General features: G+C 71.7%; 22 protein-coding genes. 5 read left to right on the plus strand and 17 right to left on the minus strand.

Translation table 11 applies throughout. The features are described 5' to 3' along the window. Positions 1 to 34 precede the first annotated feature (34 nt). The 3 genes from GA0070213_RS14035 (at position 35) to rarD (ending at position 1946) form a co-directional block, all read left to right on the plus strand. Entirely contained in the window at positions 35 to 421 is a 387-nt protein-coding gene (locus GA0070213_RS14035; RefSeq protein WP_091062813.1) for a phage holin family protein, read from the plus strand. 98 nt (positions 422 to 519) lie between these two features. After that, a complete protein-coding gene (locus tag GA0070213_RS14040; protein ID WP_091062816.1) occupies positions 520 to 978 on the plus strand; it encodes a GNAT family N-acetyltransferase in 459 nt (152 codons plus the stop codon). Positions 979 to 1004: 26 nt separating this feature from the next. Further along, positions 1005 to 1946: an EamA family transporter RarD gene (rarD, locus tag GA0070213_RS14045; RefSeq protein WP_091062818.1), complete on the plus strand. Its 942-nt coding sequence runs from the start codon at positions 1005 to 1007 to the stop codon at positions 1944 to 1946. Between the two features lie 52 nt (positions 1947 to 1998). Here rarD and GA0070213_RS14050 read toward each other — a convergent pair whose 3' ends face one another. Further along, positions 1999 to 2688, minus strand: a complete 690-nt coding sequence (locus GA0070213_RS14050) for an anti-sigma factor family protein (RefSeq protein WP_091062819.1) — start codon at positions 2686 to 2688, stop codon at positions 1999 to 2001. Beyond that, positions 2685 to 3275 (minus strand): sigma-70 family RNA polymerase sigma factor, encoded by a 591-nt coding sequence (locus GA0070213_RS14055; RefSeq protein ID WP_091062821.1) that lies wholly within the window; start codon positions 3273 to 3275, stop codon positions 2685 to 2687. Before GA0070213_RS14055 ends, GA0070213_RS14050 begins: the two co-directional genes overlap by 4 nt. 167 nt (positions 3276 to 3442) lie before the next feature. Here GA0070213_RS14055 and GA0070213_RS14060 point away from each other — a divergent pair, with 167 nt between their 5' ends. Continuing rightward, a complete protein-coding gene (locus GA0070213_RS14060) occupies positions 3443 to 5566 on the plus strand; it encodes a PhoX family protein (protein ID WP_091062823.1) in 2124 nt (707 codons plus the stop codon). A 72-nt stretch (positions 5567 to 5638) separates the two neighbouring features. On the opposite strand, the gene GA0070213_RS14065 is transcribed toward GA0070213_RS14060, so the two are convergent. Beyond that, positions 5639 to 6421 carry an IclR family transcriptional regulator gene (locus tag GA0070213_RS14065; protein ID WP_091062825.1) on the minus strand — a complete coding sequence of 261 codons (783 nt, stop codon included), beginning with the start codon at positions 6419 to 6421 and terminating at the stop codon, positions 5639 to 5641. A 153-nt stretch (positions 6422 to 6574) separates the two neighbouring features. Between GA0070213_RS14065 and GA0070213_RS14070 the strand changes: the two genes are divergently transcribed. Next, the gene (locus tag GA0070213_RS14070) at positions 6575 to 7756 is read left to right on the plus strand and encodes an MFS transporter (RefSeq protein WP_091062827.1); all 1182 of its coding nucleotides are present in this window, start codon (positions 6575 to 6577) and stop codon (positions 7754 to 7756) included. Between the two features lie 490 nt (positions 7757 to 8246). Here GA0070213_RS14070 and GA0070213_RS14075 read toward each other — a convergent pair whose 3' ends face one another. From GA0070213_RS14075 to GA0070213_RS14140, 14 genes are all read right to left on the minus strand, one after another. Then, a complete protein-coding gene (locus tag GA0070213_RS14075) occupies positions 8247 to 9287 on the minus strand; it encodes a polyprenyl synthetase family protein (RefSeq protein WP_091062829.1) in 1041 nt (346 codons plus the stop codon). An 89-nt stretch (positions 9288 to 9376) separates the two neighbouring features. Next, positions 9377 to 10930, minus strand: a complete 1554-nt coding sequence (gene nuoN / locus GA0070213_RS14080) for an NADH-quinone oxidoreductase subunit NuoN (RefSeq protein WP_091062831.1) — start codon at positions 10928 to 10930, stop codon at positions 9377 to 9379. Further along, the gene (locus tag GA0070213_RS14085) at positions 10927 to 12459 is read right to left on the minus strand and encodes an NADH-quinone oxidoreductase subunit M (RefSeq protein ID WP_091062834.1); all 1533 of its coding nucleotides are present in this window, start codon (positions 12457 to 12459) and stop codon (positions 10927 to 10929) included. The genes nuoN and GA0070213_RS14085 overlap by 4 nt, the downstream gene beginning before the upstream one ends. Before the next feature lie 64 nt (positions 12460 to 12523). Next, a complete protein-coding gene (nuoL, locus tag GA0070213_RS14090; protein WP_091062836.1) occupies positions 12524 to 14452 on the minus strand; it encodes an NADH-quinone oxidoreductase subunit L in 1929 nt (642 codons plus the stop codon). A 10-nt stretch (positions 14453 to 14462) separates the two neighbouring features. Then, positions 14463 to 14762, minus strand: a complete 300-nt coding sequence (gene nuoK, locus GA0070213_RS14095) for an NADH-quinone oxidoreductase subunit NuoK (protein WP_089154544.1) — start codon at positions 14760 to 14762, stop codon at positions 14463 to 14465. After that, positions 14759 to 15529 carry an NADH-quinone oxidoreductase subunit J gene (locus tag GA0070213_RS14100; RefSeq protein ID WP_091062838.1) on the minus strand — a complete coding sequence of 257 codons (771 nt, stop codon included), beginning with the start codon at positions 15527 to 15529 and terminating at the stop codon, positions 14759 to 14761. The genes nuoK and GA0070213_RS14100 overlap by 4 nt, the downstream gene beginning before the upstream one ends. Beyond that, positions 15526 to 16164 (minus strand): NADH-quinone oxidoreductase subunit NuoI, encoded by a 639-nt coding sequence (nuoI, locus tag GA0070213_RS14105; protein WP_091062840.1) that lies wholly within the window; start codon positions 16162 to 16164, stop codon positions 15526 to 15528. Before nuoI ends, GA0070213_RS14100 begins: the two co-directional genes overlap by 4 nt. Position 16165: 1 nt before the next feature. After that, positions 16166 to 17521 carry an NADH-quinone oxidoreductase subunit NuoH gene (nuoH, locus tag GA0070213_RS14110; RefSeq protein ID WP_091062842.1) on the minus strand — a complete coding sequence of 452 codons (1356 nt, stop codon included), beginning with the start codon at positions 17519 to 17521 and terminating at the stop codon, positions 16166 to 16168. After that, entirely contained in the window at positions 17518 to 20001 is a 2484-nt protein-coding gene (locus GA0070213_RS14115) for an NADH-quinone oxidoreductase subunit G (RefSeq protein WP_091062844.1), read from the minus strand. Before GA0070213_RS14115 ends, nuoH begins: the two co-directional genes overlap by 4 nt. Then, positions 20001 to 21317 (minus strand): NADH-quinone oxidoreductase subunit NuoF, encoded by a 1317-nt coding sequence (gene nuoF / locus GA0070213_RS14120; RefSeq protein WP_091062846.1) that lies wholly within the window; start codon positions 21315 to 21317, stop codon positions 20001 to 20003. Before nuoF ends, GA0070213_RS14115 begins: the two co-directional genes overlap by 1 nt. Further along, positions 21314 to 22381 (minus strand): NADH-quinone oxidoreductase subunit NuoE, encoded by a 1068-nt coding sequence (gene nuoE, locus GA0070213_RS14125; protein WP_091062848.1) that lies wholly within the window; start codon positions 22379 to 22381, stop codon positions 21314 to 21316. Before nuoE ends, nuoF begins: the two co-directional genes overlap by 4 nt. Next, positions 22378 to 23703, minus strand: a complete 1326-nt coding sequence (locus GA0070213_RS14130) for an NADH-quinone oxidoreductase subunit D (protein ID WP_091062850.1) — start codon at positions 23701 to 23703, stop codon at positions 22378 to 22380. Before GA0070213_RS14130 ends, nuoE begins: the two co-directional genes overlap by 4 nt. Continuing rightward, positions 23700 to 24431, minus strand: a complete 732-nt coding sequence (locus GA0070213_RS14135) for an NADH-quinone oxidoreductase subunit C (protein ID WP_091062852.1) — start codon at positions 24429 to 24431, stop codon at positions 23700 to 23702. Before GA0070213_RS14135 ends, GA0070213_RS14130 begins: the two co-directional genes overlap by 4 nt. Beyond that, positions 24428 to 25105: a NuoB/complex I 20 kDa subunit family protein gene (locus GA0070213_RS14140; protein ID WP_091062855.1), complete on the minus strand. Its 678-nt coding sequence runs from the start codon at positions 25103 to 25105 to the stop codon at positions 24428 to 24430. Before GA0070213_RS14140 ends, GA0070213_RS14135 begins: the two co-directional genes overlap by 4 nt.

Raw genomic sequence — 25105 nt, forward strand, 5'->3', positions numbered from 1 at the left:
CCGCAGGCGGAGACGGCGTGGCACGATCCCGGCCATGGATTTTCTGAAGGGTCTTCTGATCCGGGTGGCCACGACGGCGGTGGCGTTCTGGCTCGCCACGCTGCTCATCCCGGGCATCTCGCTGGACTCCGGTTCGGCCACCGAGACGGTGACCACGCTGGTGCTCGTAGCGGTGATCTTCGGCGTGGTGAACGCGGTGCTCCAGCCGATCATCAAGACCGTGGGCTGCGGCTTCTACCTGCTCACCCTCGGCCTGATCGCACTGGTGGTCAACGGTCTGCTCTTCCTGCTCACCAGCTGGATCGCCGGGGAGGCCGGGCTGCCCTTCCACGTGGACGGGTTCTGGCCGGCGGCGGTGCTGGGCGCGCTCTTCGTCGGCATCGTCACCTGGATCCTCGGCGCCGTCCTCGACCGCGACTGACGGGTCCCGGCCGGTCGCCGCGCGTCCGGCGACCGGCCGGTCCAGCAGACGGGAAACCGTCGGAGGTACGGTCCGGGTCCGGCACTACCCCCGGGCGGGTGTTCACCGTGACCCGCGCCGACGGCTACCAGCTCAGCACCGACCCGGAGCGACTCGACCTGGACCGGGTGCACGCCTGGCTCGCCACCGACGCCTACTGGGCGCTCGGGCGGGACCTCGAGACGGTCGAGCGCGCCTTCGCCGGCTCGATCGGTTTCGGCGTCCACCGGCCCGGCGACGGTCGGCAGGTGGCGGTGGCCCGGGTGGTGACCGACCGGGCCACGTTCGCCTGGCTCTGCGACGTCTACGTGGAGCGGGCCGAGCGGGGTCGCGGGCTGGGCACCTGGCTGGTCGGCGGCGTCCGCGACCACCTGGCCGAGCTGGGCGTACGCCGGATCCTGCTGGCGACGCTCGACGCGCACGGGGTGTACGCGAAGCTCGACTTCCAGCCGGTGGCGGCGGATCGGTACCTGGAGCTGGACCGGCGGGTGACGCCGATCACCGGAAAGGACCAATAGCCGAATTCACCACTTACGGTGGAGCGGTGAACCAGCTCCGCCTCGGCTACCTCTACGGCATCGGCGCGTACCTGCTCTGGGGTTTCTTCCCGATCTACCTGAAGCTGCTCCGCCCGGCCGGGCCGGTGGAGATCCTCGCGCACCGGATCGTCTGGTCGGTGGCGTTCGTGGCGCTGCTGCTGGCCGCGATGCGGCACGTCGCCTTCCTGCGGACGCTGGCCCGGCGGCCCCGGGCGCTGGCCGGCATCGCGCTCGCCGCCGTGCTGATCGCGGTCAACTGGGGCACCTACATCTACGGCGTGAACTCCGACCGGGTGGTGGAGACGGCGCTCGGCTACTTCATCAACCCGCTGGTCTCCGTGCTGTTCGGCGTCGTCGCGCTGCGGGAGCGGCTGCGCCCGGCCCAGTGGGCGGCGCTCGGCGTCGGCGCGCTCGCGGTGGCCGTGCTCACCGTCGACTACGGACGGCTGCCCTGGCTGGCGCTGACACTCGCGTTCAGCTTCGCCGGCTACGGCCTGGTCAAGAAGCGGCTCGGCCTACCGGCCGCCGAAGGGCTCTTCGTCGAGTCGGCGGTGCTGGCGCTGCCCGCACTGGCCTACCTGGTCTGGTTGTCGACGCGCGGCGACCTGACGTTCGGGCACGTCTCCGCCGGGCACACCGCGCTGCTGGTGCTGGCCGGCGCGGCCACCGCGATTCCGCTGCTGCTCTTCGCCGGCGCGGCGAACCGGCTGCCGCTGTCCACCGTCGGCATGCTGCAGTATCTCGCCCCGATCCTCCAGCTCGGCTGCGGCGTGCTGATCTTCCACGAGCCGATGCCGCCGGCCCGACTGGCCGGCTTCGCCCTGGTCTGGCTGGCCCTGCTGGTCTTCACCGCCGACGCCCTCCACCACTCCCGCCGTCGCCCCCGCCCCACCCTCCCCGGCGATCTTGCACTTACCGCCCCGGCAAAAGGCACGAACCACCCGTAACGAGGGCCGCAAGTGCAAGATCGCCGAAGCGGGGGGCGGGGGCGGGGGCGGGTCAGCGGAGGTCGTAGGCGAGGACGGGGGTGTCGGGGGCGCGGAGGAGTTCCAGGCGGACCAGTTCGCCCCGGGTGAAGCGGGTGACGCCGGAGAAGCGCAGGTCGTCACCGGGGGCCGCCAGCCAGGAGCCGATCTGCTCGGTCGCGCCGTCCGGGCCGTGCGCCACCAGCCGGAACGTGTACGCCTCGCGGTGCCCGGCCCGCCGGTCGTAGCCGCAGTGCATGGTGACCTCGGTGCCCCACGGCGTCTCGGTCAGTCCCACCTCGGCGTGCACCGGCGCGGTGCCGGCGACCGGCCGCATGGAGGTGAGCGCCACCGGGCGGGTGGCCGGCTCGGCCGGCGGCCGGACCACGGCCACCCCGACACCGGCGAGCACCGCCAGCGCGGCGGCGGCGAGCGCGGTCAGCGCGTACCGCCGTCGGGAGCGGGACCGCTCGCGGCGCCGGCGCTCCCGCGCGGCGTCGAGCAGCGCGGGCACCCGCGAGGTCTCCGGCCCGACCTCCAGGAACTGCTCCAGCCCGGCCGGGTCGAGCCGGCCCAGCAACCCGGGCAGCACGGCGATCTCGGCCACCGCCTCCCGGCACTGCGCGCAGCCGGCCAGGTGCCGCTCGTAGGCGACCCGGTCGGCCGGGGCGAGGGCGCCCAGCACGTAGGCCCCGTCGTCGTGCGCGAACTCGCAGCGGGTCATCCGGTCACCCCCATCTCGGCCAGCACCAACCGCAGCGAGCGCAGCGCGTAGTGGGTGCGCGACTTCACCGTGCCCGGCGGCACGCCCAGCCGGGCGGCCGCCTCCGCCACCGACCGCCCCTGGTAGAAGCACTCGACCAGCACCTCGCGGTGGGTCGGACTCAGCCGGTTGAGCGCCTCGGCCACCGTCCACGCCTCCACCGCGCGCTCCGTCTCGTCGACCGTCTCGGCGGTTTCGGGCAGTTCGTCGGTGTAGACCTCGCCGACCCGGGCCGAGCGGCGACGCCACGCGTCGATGGCCAGGTTGCGAGCGGTGGTGAAGAGCCAGGCGCGGACCGAGCCGCGTCGCGGGTCCAGCGACTCCGGGTGCCGCCAGGCTCGGAGCAGCGTCTCCTGGACCAGGTCCTCGGCCCGCGGCCGATCGCCGTTGACCAGCCTCAGGGCGTGCGCGAACAGCGCGTCGGCATGCTCGTCGTGCAGCGCGCGCAGCAGTTGGGCGTCGTGGTCACTGATGGCGGTACCTCGCTTCCGGCGGCGGGGAGACCGGCGATGCGTCCGCCCGTCCGGGCGTTGCGTTCGCCCTTCCATACGTGCCGTGACGCCGAACGGTTCAGCCCCAGGTCACGCCGGAGCTGTTCACGCCCGGTTCAGATGCGGGCCGACCGGCGCTCACCGCGCACTGGCACCGTCCGGCGGGTACGCGCCCGGGCCGACCGCCCGGCGCGCCTTCGAGTCCGATCAGGAGGCTCCACCTCATGAGCGACCGTCCCCGCCTGCTCCCGCTGCTGGGTGGCACCCGGCACGGCAGCCGCGACGCGATGACCTGTCTGTACCGGTGCGGCAACGCCTGCGACCACCCGGTGCCCAACCGCTCCGACAACCCGTACTTCGGTGACCTGGTCGACGCCGAGGTCTCCCGGCGCGGAGTCGTCCGGGCCGGCGCGGTGGGCGCGCTCGTGCTCGGTTTCGGTGGCGCCGCCGCCGGTGCGCTCACCGGCGCCGCGTCCGCCGCCGCGGCGCCGGCCACCCCGACCGCGCCCGGCACCGACCCGGTCGCCGCCGCTGCCGGCCGTCCGGGGAGCGGGGCGCTGACGTTCAAGCCGATCCCGCCGAACAAGCTCGACACGCTCGTCGTGCCGAACGGCTACGACCACGCCGTGGTGATCAAGTGGGGCGACGAGGTGGTGCCGGGCGCGCCCGCGTTCGACGTACGCCACCAGAGCGCCGCCGCCCAGGCCAGGCAGTTCGGCTACAACAACGACTTCGTCGGCGTGCTGCCGATCGACCGCAGGCGCGCGCTGCTCGTGGTGAACCACGAGTACACCAACGAGGACCTGATGTTCCCCGGCTTCACGAGCCAGGACGCGTTGACCGTGGAGCAGGTGCGGGTGGCGATGGCCGCGCACGGCATGTCCGTGGTCGAGCTGGAACGGGTGGCGGACACCGGGCAGTGGCGGCCGGTGCGGCGCGGCCGGCGGGAGTACAACCGCCGGGTCACCGCGCTGGCCACGACGTTCGAGCTGACCGGCCCGGCCGCCGGCTCGGCGTGGCTGCGGACCGCCGCCGACCCGAAGGGCCGGACGGTCGTCGGCACGCTGAACAACTGCGCCGGCGGGGTCACCCCGTGGGGCACCGTGCTCTCCGGCGAGGAGAACTTCAACCAGTACTTCGTCGGCGGCGACGGCGCGCCGGAGGAGCTGAAGCCGAAGCTGGCCCGCTACGGCATCCCGACCGACGTCCGCTACCCGAGCGGCAGCCGCAAGTGGGACCGCGCCGACGAGCGCTTCGACCTGGCGAAGCACCCCCACGAGGCGCACCGGTTCGGCTGGGTCGTCGAGATCGACCCGTTCGACCCGGAGTCCCGGCCGCGCAAGCACACCGCGCTGGGCCGGGTGAAGCACGAGGGCGCGAACGTCATCGTGGCGCGCAGCGGGCACGTGGTCGCGTACATGGGTGACGACGAGCGGTTCGACTACCTCTACAAGTTCGTCTCGGACAAGAAGTTCATGCCGGGCAACTCCTGGGTGGCCCGCAAGCACAACCTGACGCTGCTGGAGTCGGGCACGCTCTACGTCGCCCGGATCGAGGGTGACAGCCCGGCCGGCGAGATCGACGGCACCGGCACGCTCCCCGCCGACGGCGGTTTCGGCGGCCGGGGTCGGTGGATCAGGCTGGTCGCCGGCAACCGCTCGTACGTCGACGGGATGACCGCCGCCGACGTGCTCACCTTCACCCGGCTGGCCGGGGACAAGGTCGGCGCGACCAAGATGGACCGTCCCGAGGACGTCGAGCCGAGCCTGCTCACCGGCAAGGTCTACGTGGCGCTGACCAACAACACCGACCGGGGCAAGGTCGGCAAGGCGCCGGCCGACGAGGCGAACCCGCGCAACGCCAACAAGCACGGCCAGATCCTGGAGCTGGTCGAGGACCGGGGCGACAACACGGCCGAGACCTTCGGCTGGTCGCTGCCGATCGTCTGCGGCGACCCGGCCGACGCCTCGACCTGGTTCGCCGGCTACGACAAGACAAAGGTCTCCCCGATCTCGTGTCCGGACAACGTCGCGTTCGACGCCACCGGCAACCTCTGGATCTCGACCGACGGGAACGCGCTGGGCAGCAACGACGGCCTCTTCGCCACCGCCGTCGAGGGCCCGGAGCGGGGGCACCTGAAGCAGTTCCTCACCGTGCCGCTCGGCGCGGAGACCTGCGGCCCGTTCATCACCAAGGACAACCGGTCGGTGTTCGTGGCCGTGCAGCACCCCGGTGAGATCTCCGGCGCGTCGGTGGAGAACCCGGCCTCCACCTGGCCGGACGGCGACTTCGCCAAGCCCGGCGTGGTCGTCACCTGGCGGCTCGACGGCGGCGCGGTCGGCAGCTGAGCACTCCCCGGGGCGGCCCGGCGCTGGGCCGCCCGCTGACGGGCCACCATCGCACCTGCGGTGGTGGCCCGCTCAGTTCTCGGTGGCGATCCCGTCGGCGACCGCCCGCGCGGTGGTGAGCAGCTTCGCCCGGACCACCCGCGCGGACGTCATCATCTCGCCGGCCGGCAGCGCGCAGGCCAGCACCACCCGCCGCTCGATGTCCTTGTCCGGGGCGACCAGCACCGCCGCGCACGCCACGCCCTGCCGGAACTGGCCCAGCTCCAACTGCATGCCGCGCCGGTCACCGGCGGCGAGGTCGGCCTCGAACGCCTCGACCGTGGTGAGGGTGGCGGTGGTGAACGGACGCATGCCGTATTCGCGCAGGTAACGGAAGCGCTGTTCGGCGGTGAGCGTGGCGAGCAGGCTCTTGCCGAGCGCGGTGGCGTGCGCACCCTCGTCGAAGCCCGGCACCAGATCCTCCAGGTAGGGCGAGCGCGGCCCCTCGGCGCACGCGGTCACCGCCACCTGCCCGCCCACGAACCGGCCGAGGTAGTGGCTCCACCCGGTGTCCGCCGCGGCCCGGCGCAGCGCCTCGCCGACCGACGGGGGCCCCCGGAACGCGGTGACCAACTCGCGGTAGCGGTCGGCGATCTCCAGCCCGACGATGTACGTGCCGTCCTCGCGCCGGATCACGTAGCCCTCGTAGGCCAGCGTGCGCACCAGGTGATAGGTGGTGGCGACGGTCAGCTCGCAGCGGCGGGCGATCTGTTTCACGGTGAGGCCCCGCGGCGCACGGCCGACCGACTCGAGCACTCGAAGCGCGCGGGAGACGCTCCGGATCAGGTCCGAAGGTTCCGCCAGGGGGTCGCGCACAGCCACCTCCGACGCCGGGGACTTACACCATATGAAAAAGAGGCCGAGTGCGAAATGCCTGTTCGGGTCGAGGATGCCAGATCACCGGACACAGACCGTGCACCGACAGACACGATCAGCAGCGAAAACGCGTTCGGCGTAGGTTGGCCGACGATGACCGAAACAATTTCGCGAACCGGCCCACCGACCACCGGACGGGCCGTCCGGGTCGGCGCGGGCGCCACCATCACCACGATCGCCTGCGTCCTGCCGGTCTTCCTGGTCGGTGGCCTCGCCGTCCAACTCGGCGACGAGCTGGGGTTCAGCCCGACCGGGCTGGGTCTGGCGGTGTCGGTCTACTTCGGGGTCAGCGCGCTCGCCTCGGTGCCGTCCGGCGCCCTGGTCGAGCGCTACGGGCCGGCCCCGATCGCCCGGGTCGCCATCGGGCTCTCCGCCGGTTCGCTGCTGGCCGTGGCGGGCCTGGCCCGGTCCTACCCAGTGTTGGTGGCGCTGCTGGCGCTCAGCGCCGCCGCGAACGCCCTCGGTCAGCTCGCCAGCAACGCCGCGCTCGCCGAACACGTGCCCGCCCACCGCCAGGGGCTCTCCTTCGGCGTGAAGCAGGCCGCCATCCCGGCCTCCACGCTGCTGGCCGGCGCGGCGGTGCCGACCGTCGCGTTGACCGCCGGCTGGCGCTGGGCGTTCGTGGCCGCCGCCGGGGCCGCGGCGGCCGCGCTGACGGCCGTACCCCGGTCCGGCCGGGACCGCCGGGCCCGGACCCGCTCCGCCGGCCGTGGCCGCGGCACAGCCGCGCTGGTGGTGGTCGGGCTGGCCGCGACGCTGGCGGCCGGCGCGGCGAACGCACTGGCCACGTTCCTGGTCGACTCGTCGGCCGGTCGAGGGCTGTCCCCCGCCCTCGCCGGCCTCACCCTGACCCTGGGCAGCGCGGTCTGCGTGCTGGCCCGGGTGGGCGTCGGCTGGCTGGCCGACCGCCGGGCGGGTGGACACGTCGGCGTCGTCGCCGGGCTGCTGCTGGCCGGCTCGGTGGGGCTGCTGCTGCTCGCCGTGGCCGGTCCCGCCTCGCTGGTCGTGGGCGTCGTGCTCGGCTTCGGGCTCGGCTGGTCCTGGCCCGGGCTGCTCAACTTCGCGGTGGTCCGGCTCCATCCGCAGGCGCCGGCCGCCGCCACCTCCATCACCCAGACCGGGGTGTACGCGGGCGGCTGCGTCGGCCCGCTCGGCCTCGGCGCGCTGGCCGACGCCGCCGGTTACCCGGCCATGTGGCTGACCGCCGCCTCGGCCATGTTCCTGGCCGCACTGCTCATGCTGCTGGGCGCCCGGCGGCTGGCCCACACCGCCTGACCTCCGTCCGCCCCCGGACGCACCGCCCCCGCCGTCTCCGCACCACCTTGGACTGTCGGCGCGCCTCGCCGGCCCGACCGGGTCGCCGGCCCGACCGGGTCGCCGGCCCGACCGGGTCGCCGGCCCGACCGGGTCGCCGGCCCGACCGGGTCGCCGGCCCGACCGGGTCGCCGGTCGGCCGGGTCGCCGGTCGGCCGGGCTGGTCGCGGTGGCCGGGCGCGCTGTTGGTCGCGGTGGGGCGGCGACCCGCATGCCGTGCCAGCAGCGGGCCGCCCGCGGGAAGGCATCACTTTCGCGCGGCATACCTGAGAGTCATAATTATGACTCCCAGGTATGCCACCGAAAACGAGCTGTTCTCGCCGGAGACTACGGTCGGTAGCGGCCGGTGAGGAGGCCCCGATGGCCCCGGCGTCCGCGGCCCGGCGTCCCCAGCGCGAGCGGACGGAACCGGCGGGCCAGCGGGCCGAGCGGGCCGAGCGGGCCGCCGATGTCAGCTCGTGCGGTCGGCGATGTAGTCGCAGAGGGATTCCAGCGCGCGACGCGGCGGGCCCTCGGGGAGCGGGGTCAGGCGGGCGCGGGCCTCCTCGGCGTAGCTGCGCACCGTCTCCCGGGCCCGCTTGAGCGCCGGGGACTCCCGGAGCAGGGTGAGCGCCTCGGCGTGCAGCGCGTCGTCGACCAGCGGGCCGGTGGCCAGGATCTCCCGCAGCCGCACGCTTGCCGCGTCCGCGTCGTCACCGGCCATCGCGTAGAGCACCGGCAGGGTGGGCACGCCCTCACGCAGGTCGGTGCCGGGTGTCTTGCCGGACTGCACCGACTCGCTGGCGATGTCCAGCAGGTCGTCGGAGAGCTGGAAGGCGACGCCGATGATCTCGCCGTACCCGGCCAGGGCCTCGATGTGCGCGGCGGACGCGCCGCCGAACATACCGCCGAAGCGGGCCGAGGTGGCGATCAGCGAACCGGTCTTCTCGGCGATGACGTGCAGATAGTGCGCGACCGGATCGGTGTCGCGTGGGCCGACCGTCTCGGCGATCTGGCCGTGCACCAGGCGGGCGAACGTGCGCGCCTGCAACCGGACCGCCTCCGGGCCCAGATCGGCCGCGATGTCCGCGGCCCGGGCGAAGAGGAAGTCGCCGACCAGGATGGCCACCGAGTTGGCCCAGCGGGAGTTGGCGCTCGGGGCGCCCCGCCGCACGGCCGCCTCGTCCATCACGTCGTCGTGGTAGAGCGTGGCCAGGTGGGTGAGCTCCATCACCACGGCCGCCGGCACCACGTGGAGGGCGTCCGGATCGCCGAACTGGGCGCCCAGCGCCACCAGCAACGGGCGGAACCGCTTGCCGCCGGCCTCCATCAGGTGCCGCGCCGCCTCGGTGACCAACGGGTCGGCGCTCGTCACGCTGGCACGCAGCTCGGTCTCGACCCGGTCGAGCACGCCCAGCACGGACGCTTCGACGCGCGGGTCGGCGAGGTGCAGGCCGAGCGCGCCGAACTGACCTGAATGCTCGCCAGCCGGGTTCACCACGTCTTCAACCATGCCACACCCGTTCGACCTGCTCGGTGAGGGGGATACGGACCGGGGGCCGGCACGCCACGGCGCGCCGGCCCCCGGTCGGACCACCTCTGTCATCGGACGAATTCGGCGGCACCGGTGGTCAGGTCGAGCAGGGGCCCGGGAACCACGCCGAGGACCAGCGTGGCGAGCACGCCGATGACCAGGGCAGCCGAGGTGAGCGCGCCCGGCACGGTCACCGTCGGAGTGGCCTCACCCGGCTCGGAGAGCCACATCATCACGACGACCCGCAGGTACGGGAACGCCAGCACCATGCTGGTCAGCACGCCGGCGATCACCAGCCAGGCCTGGTTCGCCTCCAGCGCCGGGCCGAAGACCGCGAACTTGCTGGTGAAGCCGCTGGTGAGCGGGATGCCGGCGAAGGCGAGCAGGATGAACGTGAAGATCGCCGCGAAGAACGGCGAGCGCCGGCCCAGCCCGGCCCAGCGGGACAGGTGGGTGGCCTCACCGTCGGCGTCGCGCACCAGCGTCACCACCGCGAACGCGGCGAGCACCGAGAAGCCGTACGCGGCGAGGTAGAACATCGTGCCGGACAGCCCCTCCTTGCTGGGGGCCAACACACCCACCAGCAGGTAGCCCGCGTTCGCGATCGACGAGTATGCGAGCAGCCGCTTGATGTCCGTCTGGGTGACCGCCAGCACGGCGCCGACCAGCATGGTCAGCACCGCCAGCACGCCGATCACCGGGGTGAAGTCCCAGGAGGCGCCGGCGAACGCGACATGGAACACGCGCAGCAACGCGCCGAACGCGGCGACCTTGGTGCAGGCGGCCATGAAGCCGGTCACCGGCGTCGGCGCGCCCTGGTAGACGTCCGGCGTCCAGACGTGGAACGGGGCGGCGGCGGCCTTGAAGAGCAGACCGATGGCGAGCAGCGCCATGCCGGCGAAGAGCAGCACCTGGCTGGACGACGACTCGCCGACCGCGGCGTGCACGGTGGCGAAGTCGACACCCGCGCCCCGGCCCGGGATCCCCGAGGTGAAGCCGTAGATCAGGGCGACACCGAACAGGAAGAACGCCGAGGCGTACGCGCCGAGCAGGAAGTACTTCATCGCCGCCTCCTGGCTCAGCAGCCGCCGGCGGCGGGCCAGCGCGCAGAGCAGGTAGAGCGGCAGGGAGAACACCTCGAGCGAGATGAACATGGTCAGCAGGTCGTTCGCCGCCACGAAGATCAGCATGCCGCCGATCGCGAACGTCATCAGCGGGTAGACCTCGGTGGCCCCGCCGACGCCCTCGGCCTGCCTGCGGTCCTCCGGCGACTCGGCGGTGACCGCGGCGTGCGCCACGAACGCGCCGCCCCGCTCCACCGTGCGCTCGCCGACGAGCAGCAGCGCCATGGCGGCCAGGACCAGGACGGTGCCCTGGAGGAAGAGCGTCGGCCCGTCCACCGCGAGGGCGCCGCCGGCGGTGATCACCCGGCTCTCGGACTTCAGGATCACCATGGTGACCGCGGCGAGCACCGCCACCAGGGCGAGCCCGAGTTGCACCGCGTTGCGCAGGCGGCGCGGCACGAACGCCTCGACCAGGACGCCGAGCAGGGCGGCGCCCAGCATGATCAGGATCGGAGCGAGCGCCGCGTAGTCGATCGACGGCAGCTTCAGTTCACTCACTTCGCGGCCTCCTGGACGCTGCCGACCTCAGGGGCGGGATCGGACTTGCCGACGTCCTGCATGGTCGCCTGGACGGCGGGGTTGATGACATCGGTGACCGGCTTGGGATAGAAGCCGAGCAGCACGATCAGCGCGATCAACGGCGCGACGACCACCTTCTCGCGGAGGCTGAGGTCCCGCCGCATGCCCTCGACCTCGGTCAGCGCCGGGTTCAGCGTGCCCTGGGTGGTGCGTTGCACCATCCACAACACGTACGCCGCCGCCAGGATGATGCCGAGCGTGGCGATCACCGCGACCGGCTTGTTGACCGTGAACGTGCCGATCAGCACCAGGAACTCGGACACGAACGGCGCGGTGCCGGGCAGCGCCAGCGACGCCAGACCGGCGAAGAAGAGCACGCCGGCCAGCACCGGCACCAGCTTGCCCGCGCCGCCGAAGTCGCTGATCAGCGACGAGCCGCGGCGGGCGATCAGCATGCCGACCACGAGGAAGAGCAGGCCGGTGGCGAGTCCGTGGTTGAGCATGTAGAGCACCGCGCCGGTGCCGGCCTGGGTGGTGAAGGCGAAGATGCCGACGCCGATGAAGCCGAAGTGCGCGATCGACGTGTACGACACCAGCCGCTTCAGGTCGTTCTGCCCGACCGCCAGCAACGCGGCGTAGATGATGCCGATCACGCCGAGCGCCAGCGCCCACGGCGCGAACCAGCGCGACGCCTCCGGGAACAGCGGCAGGCAGTAGCGCAGGATCCCGAACGTGCCGACCTTGTCCAGCACGCCGACCAGCAGCGCGGCGGCACCGGCCGGGGCGGCGCCACCGGCGTCCGGCAGCCAGGTGTGGAACGGGAAGAACGGCGCCTTGATCGCGAACGCCAGGAAGAAGCCGAGGAACAGCCAGCGGGCGGTGTTGGTGGCGAACTCCGCCTGGCTCAGCGTCTGCCAGTCGAACGTCTTGCCACCGACCACCCAGAGGCCGATCACGGCGGCCAGCATGAACAGGCCGCCGACCAGCGAGTAGAGGAAGAACTTCACCGCCGCGTACTGCCGCTGGTGGCCGCCGTAGCTGCCGATCAGGAAGTACATCGGCACGAGCATGACCTCGAAGAACACGTAGAACAGGAAGACGTCGGCGGCGGCGAAGACGCCGATCATCGTGCACTCGAGGACGAGCAGCAGCGCGAAGTACACCGGCACCGAACGCTTCGACGACTCGGCGTCGTGCCACGACGCCAGGATCACCAGCGGCACCAGGATCGCGATCAGCATCAGCATGACCAGCGCGATGCCGTCCACCTCGAAGGTGAACCGCACGCCCCAGTTCGGGATCCACGCGTACGACTCGCGGAACTGGAACCGGTCGCCGCCGGCGGAGAAGGCGAACCACATCACCACCGAGAGCACCAGCACCAGCAGCGACCAGCCGAACGCCACCAGCTTGGCCAGGTCCGGCCGCTTGCGTGGCAGCAGTGCCACCACCAGGGCGCCGACCAGCGGCGCCACGGTCAGCACCGAGAGGAACGGGAAGTTGGACATTATTCGGCCTTACCTCCGTCGTGACTGCGTGGCCCGCCGGCGGGGGCGGCCGCGTTGCTGTCGATCACGCCAGCCACCCCGCCTGCACCGCCAGGAACGCGGCCACCACGAGCAGCGCGCCGGTCAGGATCGAGGTCGCGTACGACCGCACGAAGCCGGTCTGCAGCCGCCGGAGCCGGCCCGAGCCCCCGCCCACCGCGGCGGCGAGGCCGTTGACCAGCCCGTCGACGCCCCGGTTGTCGAGGAAGACCAGCGCCCGGGTGAGGAAGATGCCCGGCTTCTCGAAGACCGCCTCGTTGAAGGCGTCCGTGTAGAGGTTGCGGCGCGCGGCGGTGACCACGACGCCGGCCGGCTGCGGCTCGGTGGCCGTGCCGGTGCGGAACAGGAACCAGGCCAGCCCGGCCCCGAGCACGGTGATCAGGATGGAGAGGATGGTGATCACGGTGTGCGAGAGCACGCCGTGCGCCTCGCCACCGGCCTCCTCGCCGAGCACCGGGGTCAGCCAGGACACCACGCCGTCGTTGAGCGTCATCAGACCACCGGCCACCACCGAGCCGGCGGCGAGCAGGATCAGCGGGATCGTCATGAGCTTCGGCGACTCGTGCGGGTGCTCGATGTCCTCGGTCCACCGCTTCGGGCCGTGGAAGGTGAGCACGAAGAGCCGGGTCATGTAGAACGCGGTGAGCCCGGCGCCGAGGAGCGCCGCGCCGCCGAAGAGCCAGGCGGTCCAGCCCTCCCGCTCGAACGCGGACGCGATGATCGGCTCCTTGGAGAAGTAGCCGGAGAGCGGCGGGATGCCGATGATGGCCAGCCAGCCCATCATGAAGGTCAGCCAGGTGATCTTCATGTACTTCGACAGCCCGCCGAAGCGGCGGATGTCCACCTGGTCCTTCATGCCGTGCATGACCGAGCCGGCGCCGAGGAACATGTTGGCCTTGAAGAAGCCGTGCGCCAGCAGGTGGATGATGGCCAGCGCGTACGCGCCGCCGCCGAGGCCGACGCCGAGGAACATGTAGCCGATCTGGCTGACCGTGGACCAGGCCAGCACCCGCTTGATGTCGTCCTTCGCGGCGCCGATGATGCAGCCCAGCAGCAGCGTGAGGGCGCCGACGCTGACCACCACGAGCTGGAGCGTCTCGTTGGCCGAGAAGATCGGGTTGGAGCGGGCGATCAGGTAGACGCCCGCGGTGACCATGGTGGCCGCGTGGATGAGCGCGGAGACCGGGGTCGGGCCCTCCATCGCGTCCGGCAGCCACGCCTGGAGCGGGAACTGGCCGGACTTGCCGGCGGCGCCCAGGAGCAGCAGCAGGCCGAGCACCAGCACCGTGGTCGAGGTCATCGACCCGACCCCGTTGAACACCTCGTCGTACTGGGTGGTGCCGAGCTGGGCGAAGAGGACGAAGATGCCGATGGCCAGGCCGGCGTCGCCGACCCGGTTCATCAGGAACGCCTTCTTGCCGGCGGTAGCCGCGCTCGGCCGGCCGTACCAGAAGGAGATCAGCAGGTACGACGCCAGACCGACGCCCTCCCAGCCGAAGTAGAGCATCACGTAGTTGTTGCCGAGCACCAGCAGCAGCATCGCGGCGACGAACAGGTTGAAGTACCCGAAGAACCGTCGCCGGCCCTCGTCGTGCGCCATGTACTCCACCGCGTAGAGGTGGATCAGGAAACCCACCCCGGTGATCAGCAGGACGAACACCGCGGCCAGCGGATCGAAGAGCAGACCGAAGTCCACCTTCAGGTCGCCCACGGTGATGAACTGCCAGAGGCTCGTCTGGACCTGCTTGTTCTCCAGGCCGCGCAGCTGGAAGAAGTAGGTCAGCCCGAGCACGAACGCGGCGCCGATGGCCGCCACGCCCAGCCAGTGGCCCCAGCGGTCCGCCCGCTTGCCGAGCAGCAGCAGGACCGCCGCGCTGACCAGCGGGATCGCCACCAGCAGCCAGACGCTGCCCAGCAGGCCATCCGCCGTAGCGAATTCCACAGTCTGTTCCACCGCAGACCCCTCAGTACTTCAGCAGGTTGGCGTCGTCGACGCTGGCCGAGCGCCGGGTCCGGAAGATCGCCATGATGATCGCGAGCCCGACCACGACCTCGGCCGCCGCCACCACCATCACGAAGAACGCCATGATCTGGCCGTTCAGGTCGCCGTTGATCCGGCTGAACGTGACCAGGGTCAGGTTGGCCGCGTTGAGCATCAGCTCGACGCACATGAACAGCACGATCGCGTTGCGCCGGACCAGCACGCCGACGGCGCCGATGGTGAACAGCACCGCCGCGAGGATCAGGTAGTAGTCCGGCGTCATTTCTCCGTACCCTTCAGTGCGGTCTCCTCGGAGGTCAGCTCGCGCACCGGCATGATCTCCGGGATGCCGCGGTCGGTCAGCCGGCCGTCCGGCAGGCGGGCCGGCGTGGCCACCGAGGAGGAGGTGGCGAAGACGCCCGGGCCCGGCTTCGGGCCGGGGTAGTTGCCCGGCCGGAACCGCGCCTTCATGGTGGCGACCTGGTCCATCCGGTCCTCCTTGCGCCGCTCCACGTGCGCCAGCACCATCGCGCCCACCGCGGCCGTGATCAGCAGCGCCGAGGTCAGTTCGAAGGCGAAGACGTACTTGGTGAAGAGCAGCCGGGCGATGCCCTGCACGTTGCCCTCGGCGTTGGCCTGGTCGAGGCCCACCGCCTGGACACCGTTGAGCGCGCGGGACAGCCCGGTGCCGACCAGGCCGGCGAAGCCGAGCCCGAGCACCACCGCGGCGACCCGCTGGCCGCGCAGCGTCTCGATCAGCGAGTCGGACGCGTCCCGGCCGACAAGCATCAGCACGAACAGGAAGAGCATCATGATCGCGCCGGTGTAGACGATGATCTGCACCATGCCGATGAACGGCCCGGCCTGGAGCACGTAGAACACGCCCAGGCAGAGCATGGTGAGCACCAGCCAGAGCGCGGAGTGCACCGCGTTGCGGGCCCACACCATGCCGAGCGCCCCGATCAGGGCCAGCGGGGCGAGGATCCAGAAGGTGACCTCCTCACCCCCGGACACCTCGCCCGCCGCGGCGAGCACAGTCTGCGTGGTCATACCCCTGCTCCCTTGCCCGCCTCGGACCGCTGCGCGGCCTGCTCGGCGCCGGGGAAGGTCACCCCGGGGTGCTCCTCCACCGGATACTGGCCGCCCGCCGGGGAGTGCTCGGCGCCGGCCGAGGTGCCCGGGTTGGCCAGCGCGCCGACGTAGTAGTCCTTCTCGCTGTCGCCCAGCCGCATCGGGTGCGGCGGCTGCTCCATGCCCTCGAGCAGCGGCGCGAGCAGCTGCTCCTTGGTGAAGATCAGATCCTGCCGGTTGTCCCGGGCCAGCTCGTACTCGTTGCTCATGGTGAGCGAACGGGTCGGGCAGGCCTCGATGCAGAGCCCGCAGAAGATGCACCGGGCGTAGTTGATCTGGTAGTTGCTGGCGTACCGCTCACCGGGGGAGAAGCGCTGCTCCTCGGTGTTGTCGCCACCCTCCACGAAGATCGCGTCGGCCGGGCAGGCCCAGGCGCACAGCTCGCAGCCGATGCACTTCTCCAGCCCGTCCGGGTGCCGGTTGAGGATGTGCCGCCCGTGGTAGCGCGGCGCCGAGACCGGCGGCTTGAACGGGTAGTCGGTGGTGACGACCTTCTTGAACATGTGCGAGAAGGTGACCCCGAAGCCCTTGAACGTTCCGGTGATCGCGCCCACGTCACACCTCCCTGGATTCGGAGCCGGCGACGACGTTGGCCGGCTCCCGCTCGGCGACCACGCGCTTGGTACGCGGGCTCGGCGGGACCTGAAGATCCATCGGTGGCAGCGGGAAGCTGCCGTACGGCCGGCTGTCCGCCTGCTCCTGCGGCGACGGCTTCGGCTCCTTCTTCCGGCTCGGCCAGAAGAGCGTGGCCAGCAGCAGCACGCCCGCGCCGACGGCGGTGACGAGCAGCCGGTCCCGGGTCTGCCAGTCCTCGATCGAACGGAGCCCGGCGAGCACCAGGATCCAGACCAGGTTGATCGGCAGCAGCACCTTCCAGCCGAAGCGCATGAACTGGTCGTAGCGGAGCCGGGGCAGCGTGCCGCGGAGCCAGACGAACACGAAGACCAGCAGGATCACCTTGCCGAAGAACCACAGCATCGGCCACCAGCCGTCGTTGGCGCCCGACCACAGGGTGATCGGCCACGGTGCCCGCCAGCCGCCGAGGAACAGCGTGGTGGTGACCGCGGACATGCTCACCATGGCCACGTACTCGGAGAGCATGAAGAGCGCGAACTTCAGCGAGCTGTACTCCGTCATGAAGCCGGCGACCAGCTCCGACTCCGCCTCCGGCAGGTCGAACGGCGCCCGGTTGGTCTCACCGACCATGGCGATGAAGAAGATGATGAAGCTGGGCAGCAGCAGGATCGCGTACCAGCCCGGGGTGGGCAGCTCGAACCCGCCGATGCTCAGCCGGGTGGCGTCGCCCTGCGCGGCGACGATCCCGCTCGTCGACATGGTGCCGGCGGTCATGAAGACGGCCACGATGCTCAGTCCCATGGCGACCTCGTAGGAGATCATCTGGGCGCTGGAGCGCAGGCCGCCGAGCAGCGGGTAGGTCGAGCCGGAGGCCCAGCCGCCGAGCACGATGCCGTAGACGCCCATCGAGGAGCAGGCCAGGATCACCAGCACCGCCACCGGCACGTCGGTGACCTGCAGCGGCGTCCAGTGGCCGAAGATGCTCACGCTCGGGCCGAACGGGATCACCGACAGCGCGGTGACCGCGGAGATCACCGAGATGGTCGGCGCGAAGAAGAAGACCACCTTGTCGGCGGCGCGCGGAAGGATGTCCTCCTTGAACGCCATCTTCAGGCCGTCGGCGAGCGTCTGGAGCAGGCCGAACGGGCCGACCTGGTTGGGGCCGGGCCGGACCGCCATCCGGCCGACCACCCGCCGCTCGAACCAGACGCCGAGCAGCGTGGCCAGCAGGCCGAACGCGAACGCGAAGACGATCTTCCCGAGGACCAGCCACCACGGGTCCTTGCCGAAGTCGGCGAGCGTCGGGTCCTGCGCCGCGAGGACGACGGTATTCACTCGGAGACACCCCCTGCGTTGAGGAGCGGGCCCGGGCGGGCGGCGGCGTCCGCGGCGACAGGCGCCGCGGTCACCGTGACCACGTGACCGGAGGTCGCGCCGAGGCTGCGTCGCACGGTCGAGCCGGGTGAGTTGGTCGGCAGCCAGACGACGCCGTCCGGCATCTCGCTGATCGCCGCCGGCAGCGTCACCGCGCCACGGTCGGTCCCGACCGTGACCGGGTCGCCGTCGGCCACGCCGAGCGCCTCGGCGGTGCCCTTGCCCAGCCGGACGACCGGCGGGCGGGCGGTGCCGGCGAGGTGCTCGTCGCCGTCGGTCAGGCTGCCCAGGTCGACGAGCTGGTGCCAGGTCGACAGCACGGCCTCGCCCGGGCCGGGCTGCGGCACGGCGGCCGGCTCGACCGACGGCGCGGACGGCCGGGACGTCCGGGTGCGCGGCAGCGCGCCCAGCTCGCGGCGCACGCTCGGCACGTCGCCGACGCCGAGCCGCACGTCGAGCTGCGCGGCGATCGCGTCGAGCACCCGGCCGTCGGTCATCGCGCCGGTGTCCAGCACCCGATCGAAGGTACGCAGGCGGCCCTCCCAGTCGAGGAAGCTGCCGTCCTTCTCGACCGCCGGGGCGACCGGGAAGACCACGTCCGCCCGGCGAGCCACCGCGCTCATCCGCAGTTCCAGGCTGACCAGGAACGGCACCGCGTCCAGGGCCGCCTCGGCCGCGCGCGGGTCGGCCAGGTCGGCCGGGTCGACGCCGGCCACCACCAGCGCGCCGAGCGTGCCGTCGGCCGCCGCGGCGAGGATGCCGTCGGTGTCCCGACCGGCCTGGCTCGGGATCACCCCGGCCGGCAGGTCCCACGCCTCGCCCAGCTCCGCGCGGGCCGCCGGCTCGGTGACCACCCGGCCGCCGGGGAGCAGGTTGGGCAGGCAGCCCGCGTCGACCGCGCCGCGATCACCGGCGCGACGCGGCACCCAGGCCAGCCGGGCACCGGTACGCCGGGCCACGTCCGCCGCGGCGGAGAGGCCGCCGGGAACCGCGCCCAGTCGCTCGCCGACGATCAGGATCGCGCCGGGCTGCCCCAGCGCCTCGGCCACGGTGGCGTGCTCGGCCAGCACGCTGGCCTCCTCACCCGGCACCACCCGGGCCAGCTTCGCCCCGAGCTTCTCCAGGCCGCGGGTCGCGAACGGCGCGATCGCGTACACCGTGAGCGTCTTCTTCAGGTACGCCTTGCGCAGCCGCAGGAAGAGGATCGGGCACTCCTCCTCCGGCTCCAGGCCGACCAGCACCACGGCGGGCGCGTTCTCCACGTCCGCGTAGGTCACGTCGGTGACCCCGGCGACGTTGCTGGCCAGGAAGTCGGCCTCCTCGCGGGAGACCGGGCGGGCCCGGAAGTCGATGTCGTTGGTGTGCAGCGCGACCCGGGCGAACTTCGCGTACGCGTACGCGTCCTCGACGGTCAACCGGCCGCCGGTCAGCACACCGGTGCCGGTGCCCGCGTCGCGGGCCGCGCGCAGCCCCTCGGCGGCCCGGGTGAACGCCTCGCTCCACGACGCCTCGCGCAGCTCACCGGTCTTGTCGTCGCGCACCAGCGGGGTGGTGAGCCGGTCGAACGCGCGGGTGTACTGGAAGCCCCAGCGACCCTTGTCGCAGTTCCACTCCTCGTTCACCGCCGGGTCGTCGCCGGCCAGCCGGCGCAGCACCTTGCCCCGCCGCCAGTCGGTGCGCTGCGCGCAGCCGGCCGAGCAGTGCTCGCAGACGCTGGGCGAGGAGACCAGGTCGAACGGGCGGGAGCGGAAGCGGTACTGGGCGCCGGTCAGCGCGCCGACCGGGCAGATCTGCACGGTGTTGCCGGAGAAGTACGAGTTGAACGGGACGTCCCCCTCGTCGCCCTCCTCGCCGTACGCGTCGTCCCGGTAGATATTGATCTCCTCGTGCGAGGAGCGTCCCATCAGGTCGATGAACTTGTCGCCGGCGATCTCCTCGGAGAACCGGGTGCACCGCTGGCAGAGCACGCACCGCTCGCGGTCGAGCAGCACCTGGGTGCTGATCGGCAGCGGCTTCGGGTACTCCCGCTTGTGCTCGTGGAACCGGGAGTCCGTCCGGCCGGTGGACATCGCCTGGTTCTGCAGCGGGCACTCGCCGCCCTTGTCGCACATCGGGCAGTCCAGGGGGTGGTTGAGGAGCAGCAGCTCCATCACCCCCTCCTGGGCCTTCTTCGCGACCGGCGAGGTGAGCTGGGTCCGCACCACCATGCCGTCGGCGACGGTCTGGGTGCAGGAGGCGACGGGCTTGCGCTGGCCCTCCACCTCCACCAGGCACTGCCGGCAGGCGCCGGCCGGGGCCAGCAGCGGGTGGTCGCAGAACCGCGGGATCTCGGTGCCCATCTGCTCGGCCACCCGGATCAGCAGGGTGCCCTTGGGCGCGGTGACCTCCACGCCGTCGATGGTCAGCGTGACGGTCTCGGTCTGCTTGGCTACGTCGGTCATTAGTGGGCTCCCACCAGCTGCTTGTCCGACAGCTTCGGCGCGGTACGTCCCTCGATGTAGTCGAGGTAGTCCTGCTTGAAGTACTTCAGCGACGAGGTCACCGAGCTGGTGGCGCCGTCACCCAGGCCGCAGAACGAGCGGCCGAGGATGTTGTCGCAGGTGTCGAGCAGGGTGTCGAGGTCCTCGTGGGTGCCCTGGCCGGCGAGGATGCGCCGGTAGACCCGGACCATCCAGTAGTTGCCCTCCCGGCACGGGGTGCACTTGCCGCACGACTCGTGGTGATAGAACTCCAGCCACCGGTAGGTGGCGTACACCGGGCAGTCCTGATCGGAGAAGATCTGGGTGGCCGTGGTGCCCAGGATCGAGCCGGCCGCCGCCACCCCCTCGAAGTCCAGCGGCACGTCCAGGTGCTCGGCGGTGAGCAGCGGCGTCGAGGAGCCGCCCGGGGTCCAGAACTTCAGCTCGTGCCCGGGCTTCATGCCGCCGGCCAGCTCGATCAGCTCGCGCAGCGTGATGCCCATCGAGGCCTCGTACTGGCCGGGGAAGGCGATCCGGCCGGAGAGCGAGTAGATCATCGGCCCGGACGACTTCTCCGTGCCCATGGTCTTCCACCAGTCGGCGCCACCGAGCACGATGTGCGGCACGCTGGCGATGGTGCCGACGTTGTTGACCACGGTCGGGCTGGCGTACAGGCCGTGGGTCGCCGGGAACGGCGGGCGCAGCCGGGGCTGGCCCCGGAAGCCCTCCAGCGAGTCCAGCAGCGCGGTCTCCTCACCGCAGATGTACGCCCCGGCGCCGGAGTGCACCACCAGGTCCAGGTCGAATCCCGAGCCGAGGACGTTCCGGCCCAGGTAGCCCTTGGCGTACGCCTCGTCGACCGCGCTGCGCAGCCGGCGGGCGGCGTGCACGGCCTCGCCGCGGATGTAGATGTAGGCGCGGCTGGCCCGGATCGCGTACGAGGCGATGATGACGCCCTCGACCAGCGCGTGCGGGTCGTGGGTCATCAGCGGCAGGTCCTTGCAGGTGCCCGGCTCGCCCTCGTCGGCGTTCACCACCAGGTAGTGCGGCTTGCCGTCGCCCTGCGGGATGAAACCCCACTTGAGACCGGTCGGGAAGCCCGCGCCGCCCCGCCCGCGCAGCCCGGAGTCCTTGATCAGCTGGATCAGGTCGTCCGGGTGCGCCTTGAGCGCCTTGCGCAGGGCGGCGTAGCCGTCCAGCTTCTCGTAGGTGCCGAGCCGCCAGGCGTCCGGCGACAGCCAGCGCTTGGTGAGCACCGGCGTGAGCTTGGCCAGCGTTTCCGGCCGAGGCGTGGTCACTTCCGGACCCCCGTTCCGTTCGCGTCCGCCGGGTCGACGCCGTCGGCGTCCGTACCGGCCTCGGCGTCCTTGAGGTTGCGCTCCTGCGCGCCGGCCGCGTCGCCGGCGGGCTTGCCGTCGCCGGCCGGCGGGTTCGCCGCCGCGCCGGCCGCCTCGGCCGCCCGCGCGTCGCGCGGCGCCGGGGCCGGGCCGTCGGTCGGGACCTTGGTGCCGGGCGCGTCCGCGACCGGGGTCCGCGCGTCCGGCTGCCGGGTCTCGGCGGTACGCACCTGCGGCGACTTGTCGTCCGGCGCCTTCACGTCCGGGGCGGTGCTGCCGCTGGCGGGCTTCTCGGCCTCGGCCTTCGCCTTCGCCTCGGCGGCGGCCCGGTCGGCCTCGGCCTTGCTGCGGATCGGCGTCTTCGGGTCGTAGCCCGGCACCGAGATGCCGTGCTGCTCGGCCAGGCGCAGGCCGCGCAGGCTCGGCTCGCCCGGCCCGCCGTCGGCCACCGCGCCGTCCCGCTCGTCGGCGAACCCGGCGAGCTGGACCGCCATCTCCTTGAGCGTGCAGAGCCGCGCGCCCCGGGTCGGCATCGGCCGGCCGCCGGCCTGCAACTCCTGCACCACACCGAGCGCGCCCTGCGGCTCGACGTTGTCGAAGAAGTCGTAGTTGACGGTCATCACCGGGCCGTAGTCGCACGCCGCCAGGCACTCGGCGTGCTCCAGGGTGATCTTCCCGTCGGCGGTGGTCTCCTCGTGCCCGACGCCCAGGTGCTCGGCGAGCGCGTCGTAGACCGCCTGCCCGCCCAGCACGTCGCACATCGTGTTGGTGCAGACGCTGACCAGGTAGTCGCCGGTCGGCTTGCGCTTGTACATGGTGTAGAAGGTGGCGACGGCGCCGACCTGGGCCTTGTTCAGCCCGAGCACCTCGGCGCAGAACTCGACGCCGGCCGGGGAGACGTAACCCTCCTCGGACTGCACCAGGTGCAGCAGCGGCAGCAGGGCCGATCGGGACCGGTCCGCCGGGTAGCGGGCGATGATCTCCCGCGCCCGCAGCCGGGTCTCTTCGGTGAACGTCGTACTCATCGGTCACAACCACCCATCACGGGGTCCAGCGAGGCGCCGCCGGCGATCACGTCGGCGATCAGGCCACCCTCGGCCATGGCCGGGAGGGCCTGGAGGTTGACGAAGCTCGGCTCCCGGTAGTGCACCCGGTAGGGCCGGGTGCCGCCGTCGGACACCGCGTGCACGCCCAGCTCGCCGCGGGGCGACTCGATGCCGACGTACACCTGGCCCGGCGGCACCCGGAAGCCCTCGGTGACGAGCTTGAAGTGGTGGATCAGCGACTCCATCGACTGACCCATGATCTTGGCGACGTGCTCCAGCGAGTTGCCCATGCCGTCCACGCCGATGGCGAGCTGCGCCGGCCAGGCGATCTTCTTGTCGGCGACCATGACCGGGCCCGGCTTCAACCGGTCCAGCGCCTGCTCGACCAGCTTCAGCGACTCACGGATCTCGGCCAGCCGGACCAGGTAGCGGCCCCAGACGTCGCCGTCGGTGTGCGTCGGCACGTCGAACTCGTACGTCTCGTAGCCGCAGTACGGCATGGTCTTGCGCAGGTCCCAGGCGAGCCCCGCGGAGCGGAGCACCGGCCCGGTGATGCCGAGCGCCACGCAGGCGGTGGTGTCGAGCACCGCGACGTTCTGGGTGCGCTCGATCCAGATCGGCTGCCCGGAGAGCAGGTTCTCGTACTCCTTGAGCTTCTTCGGCATCAGCACCAGGAAGTCGCGGATCTTGCGGATCGCGTCGTCCGGCACGTCCTGCGCCACCCCGCCCGGCCGCACGTACGCGTGGTTCATGCGCAGGCCGGTGATGGTCTCGAAGATGTCGAGGATGTACTCCCGCTCGCGGAAGCCGTACAACATCATGTTGATCGCGCCCAGCTCCATGCCGGTGGTGGCCAGCCAGACCAGGTGCGAGGAGATCCGGTTGAGCTCCATCATCAGCACCCGGATGGTGGTGGCCCGCTCGGTGACGTCGTCGGTGACGCCGAGCAGCTTCTCCACCGCGAGCGCGTACGCCGTCTCGTTGAAGATCGGCGAGAGGTAGTCCATCCGGGTCACGAACGTCGAGCCCTGGACCCAGTTGCGGTATTCCAGGTTCTTCTCGATGCCGGTGTGCAGGTAGCCGATGACGGAGCGGGCCTCGCGGACCGTCTCGCCCTCCAGCTCCAGGATCAGCCGGAGCACGCCGTGCGTGGACGGGTGCTGCGGACCCATGTTGACGACGATCCGCTCGTCGTTGATCGGGTCGGTGCCGGAGACGACCTGGTCCCAGTCCCCACCGGTGACGGTGAAGACCTTGCCCTCGGTGGTCTCGCGCTCGGTCGCGTAGTTCGACGTCGTCACTGGTAGGACCTCCTACGGTCCGGCGGCGGAATTTCCGCACCCTTGTACTCGACGGGTACGCCGCCGAGCGGGTAGTCCTTGCGCTGCGGGTGCCCCTCCCAGTCGTCCGGCATGAGGATCCGGGTCAGGTTGGGGTGGCCGTCGAAGACGATGCCGAACATGTCGTACGTCTCCCGCTCCTGCCAGTCGGCGGTCGGGTAGACGGCGGTGACGCTCGGCAGGTGCGGGTCCTCGGCGGAGACCGCGGCCTCCAGCCGGACCAGCCGCCGGTAGGTCATCGAGGTGAGCTGGTAGACCACGTGCAGTCGACGCCCGTCGGCGCCCAGGTAGTCCACCCCGGACACCGAGGAGCAGAGTTCGAAGCGCAGCGACATGTCGTCGCGCATCACCTGGCAGACCTCGGCGATGCGCTCCGGCCGCACGTGCAGGGTCAGCTCACCCCGGTCGACCACGACCTTCTCGATCGCCTCGCCGAACTGCGGGTACGCCTCCTCCAGCGCGTCCCGCACCTCGTCGAAGTAGCTCCCGTACGGCCGGGACGCCTCCTCGATCGACCGACGCGGGCGGACCAGGCCGCCGTAGCCGGAGACGTCGCCGGTGCCCTGGTTGCCGAACATCCCCCGACCCGCCGGGCTGGCCGGCGGGTACTCGGCCGGCGCGGTGCCGCTGGCGCCGGCCGGGACGCTGGGTACCGGCACCCCGCCGTCGTCGTTCCGGTCGTTGCTCACTTCGGTCCCCCCTGCGTCTGGAGGTGGTTCTGCGCCTTCATCCAGTTCTCGATCCGCAGCTGCTCCTCGCGCCCCTCGCGGACGGCCTTCGTCCACTCGGCGCGCCGGGCCTTGTCGTTGCGGTACGACGACGGCATCGAGCCGTACGGCACGACCGGCACGTCACCGCGCTCCTTGCGGGCCTCGAGCATCTTGCGGCCGTTCGGGCCCAGCGGCTCGTACATGATCTTCTCGCGCAGCTTGAGCACCGCGTCGATGAGCATCTCCGGCCGGGGCGGGCAGCCGGGGAGGTACATGTCGACCGGGACGACGTGGTCGACGCCCTGCACGATGGCGTAGTTGTTGAACATGCCGCCGCTGCTGGCGCAGACGCCCATCGAGATGACCCAGCGGGGCTCGGCCATCTGGTCGTAGATCTGCCGCAGGACCGGGGCCATCTTCTGGCTGACCCGGCCGGCCACGATCATCAGGTCCGCCTGCCGGGGCGAGGCGCGGAAGACCTCCATGCCCCACCGACCCATGTCGTAGTGCGGGCCACCCGCGGCCATCATCTCGATGGCGCAGCAGGCCAGGCCGAACGTGGCGCCCCAGACGGACGACTTCCGCGACCAGTTGACCAGCTTCTCGACGCTGGTGAGCAGGACGCCGGAGGGAAGCTTCTCCTCGATGCCCAT

Origin of the sequence: Micromonospora humi, assembly GCF_900090105.1 — a bacterium.
Taxonomy (GTDB): domain Bacteria; phylum Actinomycetota; class Actinomycetes; order Mycobacteriales; family Micromonosporaceae; genus Micromonospora; species Micromonospora humi.

What these genes read in the sequence shown, in the direction of transcription:
- GA0070213_RS14035 (WP_091062813.1), top strand. Translation starts at nt 35, where the DNA reads ATGGATTTTCTGAAGGGTCTTCTGATCCGGGTGGCCACGACGGCGGTG.
- GA0070213_RS14050 (WP_091062819.1), bottom strand. Translation starts at nt 2,688, where the DNA reads ATGACCCGCTGCGAGTTCGCGCACGACGACGGGGCCTACGTGCTGGGC.
- GA0070213_RS14055 (WP_091062821.1), bottom strand. Translation starts at nt 3,275, where the DNA reads ATGGAAGGGCGAACGCAACGCCCGGACGGGCGGACGCATCGCCGGTCT.
- GA0070213_RS14060 (WP_091062823.1), top strand. Translation starts at nt 3,443, where the DNA reads ATGAGCGACCGTCCCCGCCTGCTCCCGCTGCTGGGTGGCACCCGGCAC.
- GA0070213_RS14070 (WP_091062827.1), top strand. Translation starts at nt 6,575, where the DNA reads ATGACCGAAACAATTTCGCGAACCGGCCCACCGACCACCGGACGGGCC.
- GA0070213_RS14075 (WP_091062829.1), bottom strand. Translation starts at nt 9,287, where the DNA reads ATGGTTGAAGACGTGGTGAACCCGGCTGGCGAGCATTCAGGTCAGTTC.
- GA0070213_RS14085 (WP_091062834.1), bottom strand. Translation starts at nt 12,459, where the DNA reads ATGTCCAACTTCCCGTTCCTCTCGGTGCTGACCGTGGCGCCGCTGGTC.
- nuoK (WP_089154544.1), bottom strand. Translation starts at nt 14,762, where the DNA reads ATGACGCCGGACTACTACCTGATCCTCGCGGCGGTGCTGTTCACCATC.
- GA0070213_RS14100 (WP_091062838.1), bottom strand. Translation starts at nt 15,529, where the DNA reads ATGACCACGCAGACTGTGCTCGCCGCGGCGGGCGAGGTGTCCGGGGGT.
- GA0070213_RS14115 (WP_091062844.1), bottom strand. Translation starts at nt 20,001, where the DNA reads ATGACCGACGTAGCCAAGCAGACCGAGACCGTCACGCTGACCATCGAC.
- nuoE (WP_091062848.1), bottom strand. Translation starts at nt 22,381, where the DNA reads ATGAGTACGACGTTCACCGAAGAGACCCGGCTGCGGGCGCGGGAGATC.
- GA0070213_RS14140 (WP_091062855.1), bottom strand. Translation starts at nt 25,105, where the DNA reads ATGGGCATCGAGGAGAAGCTTCCCTCCGGCGTCCTGCTCACCAGCGTC.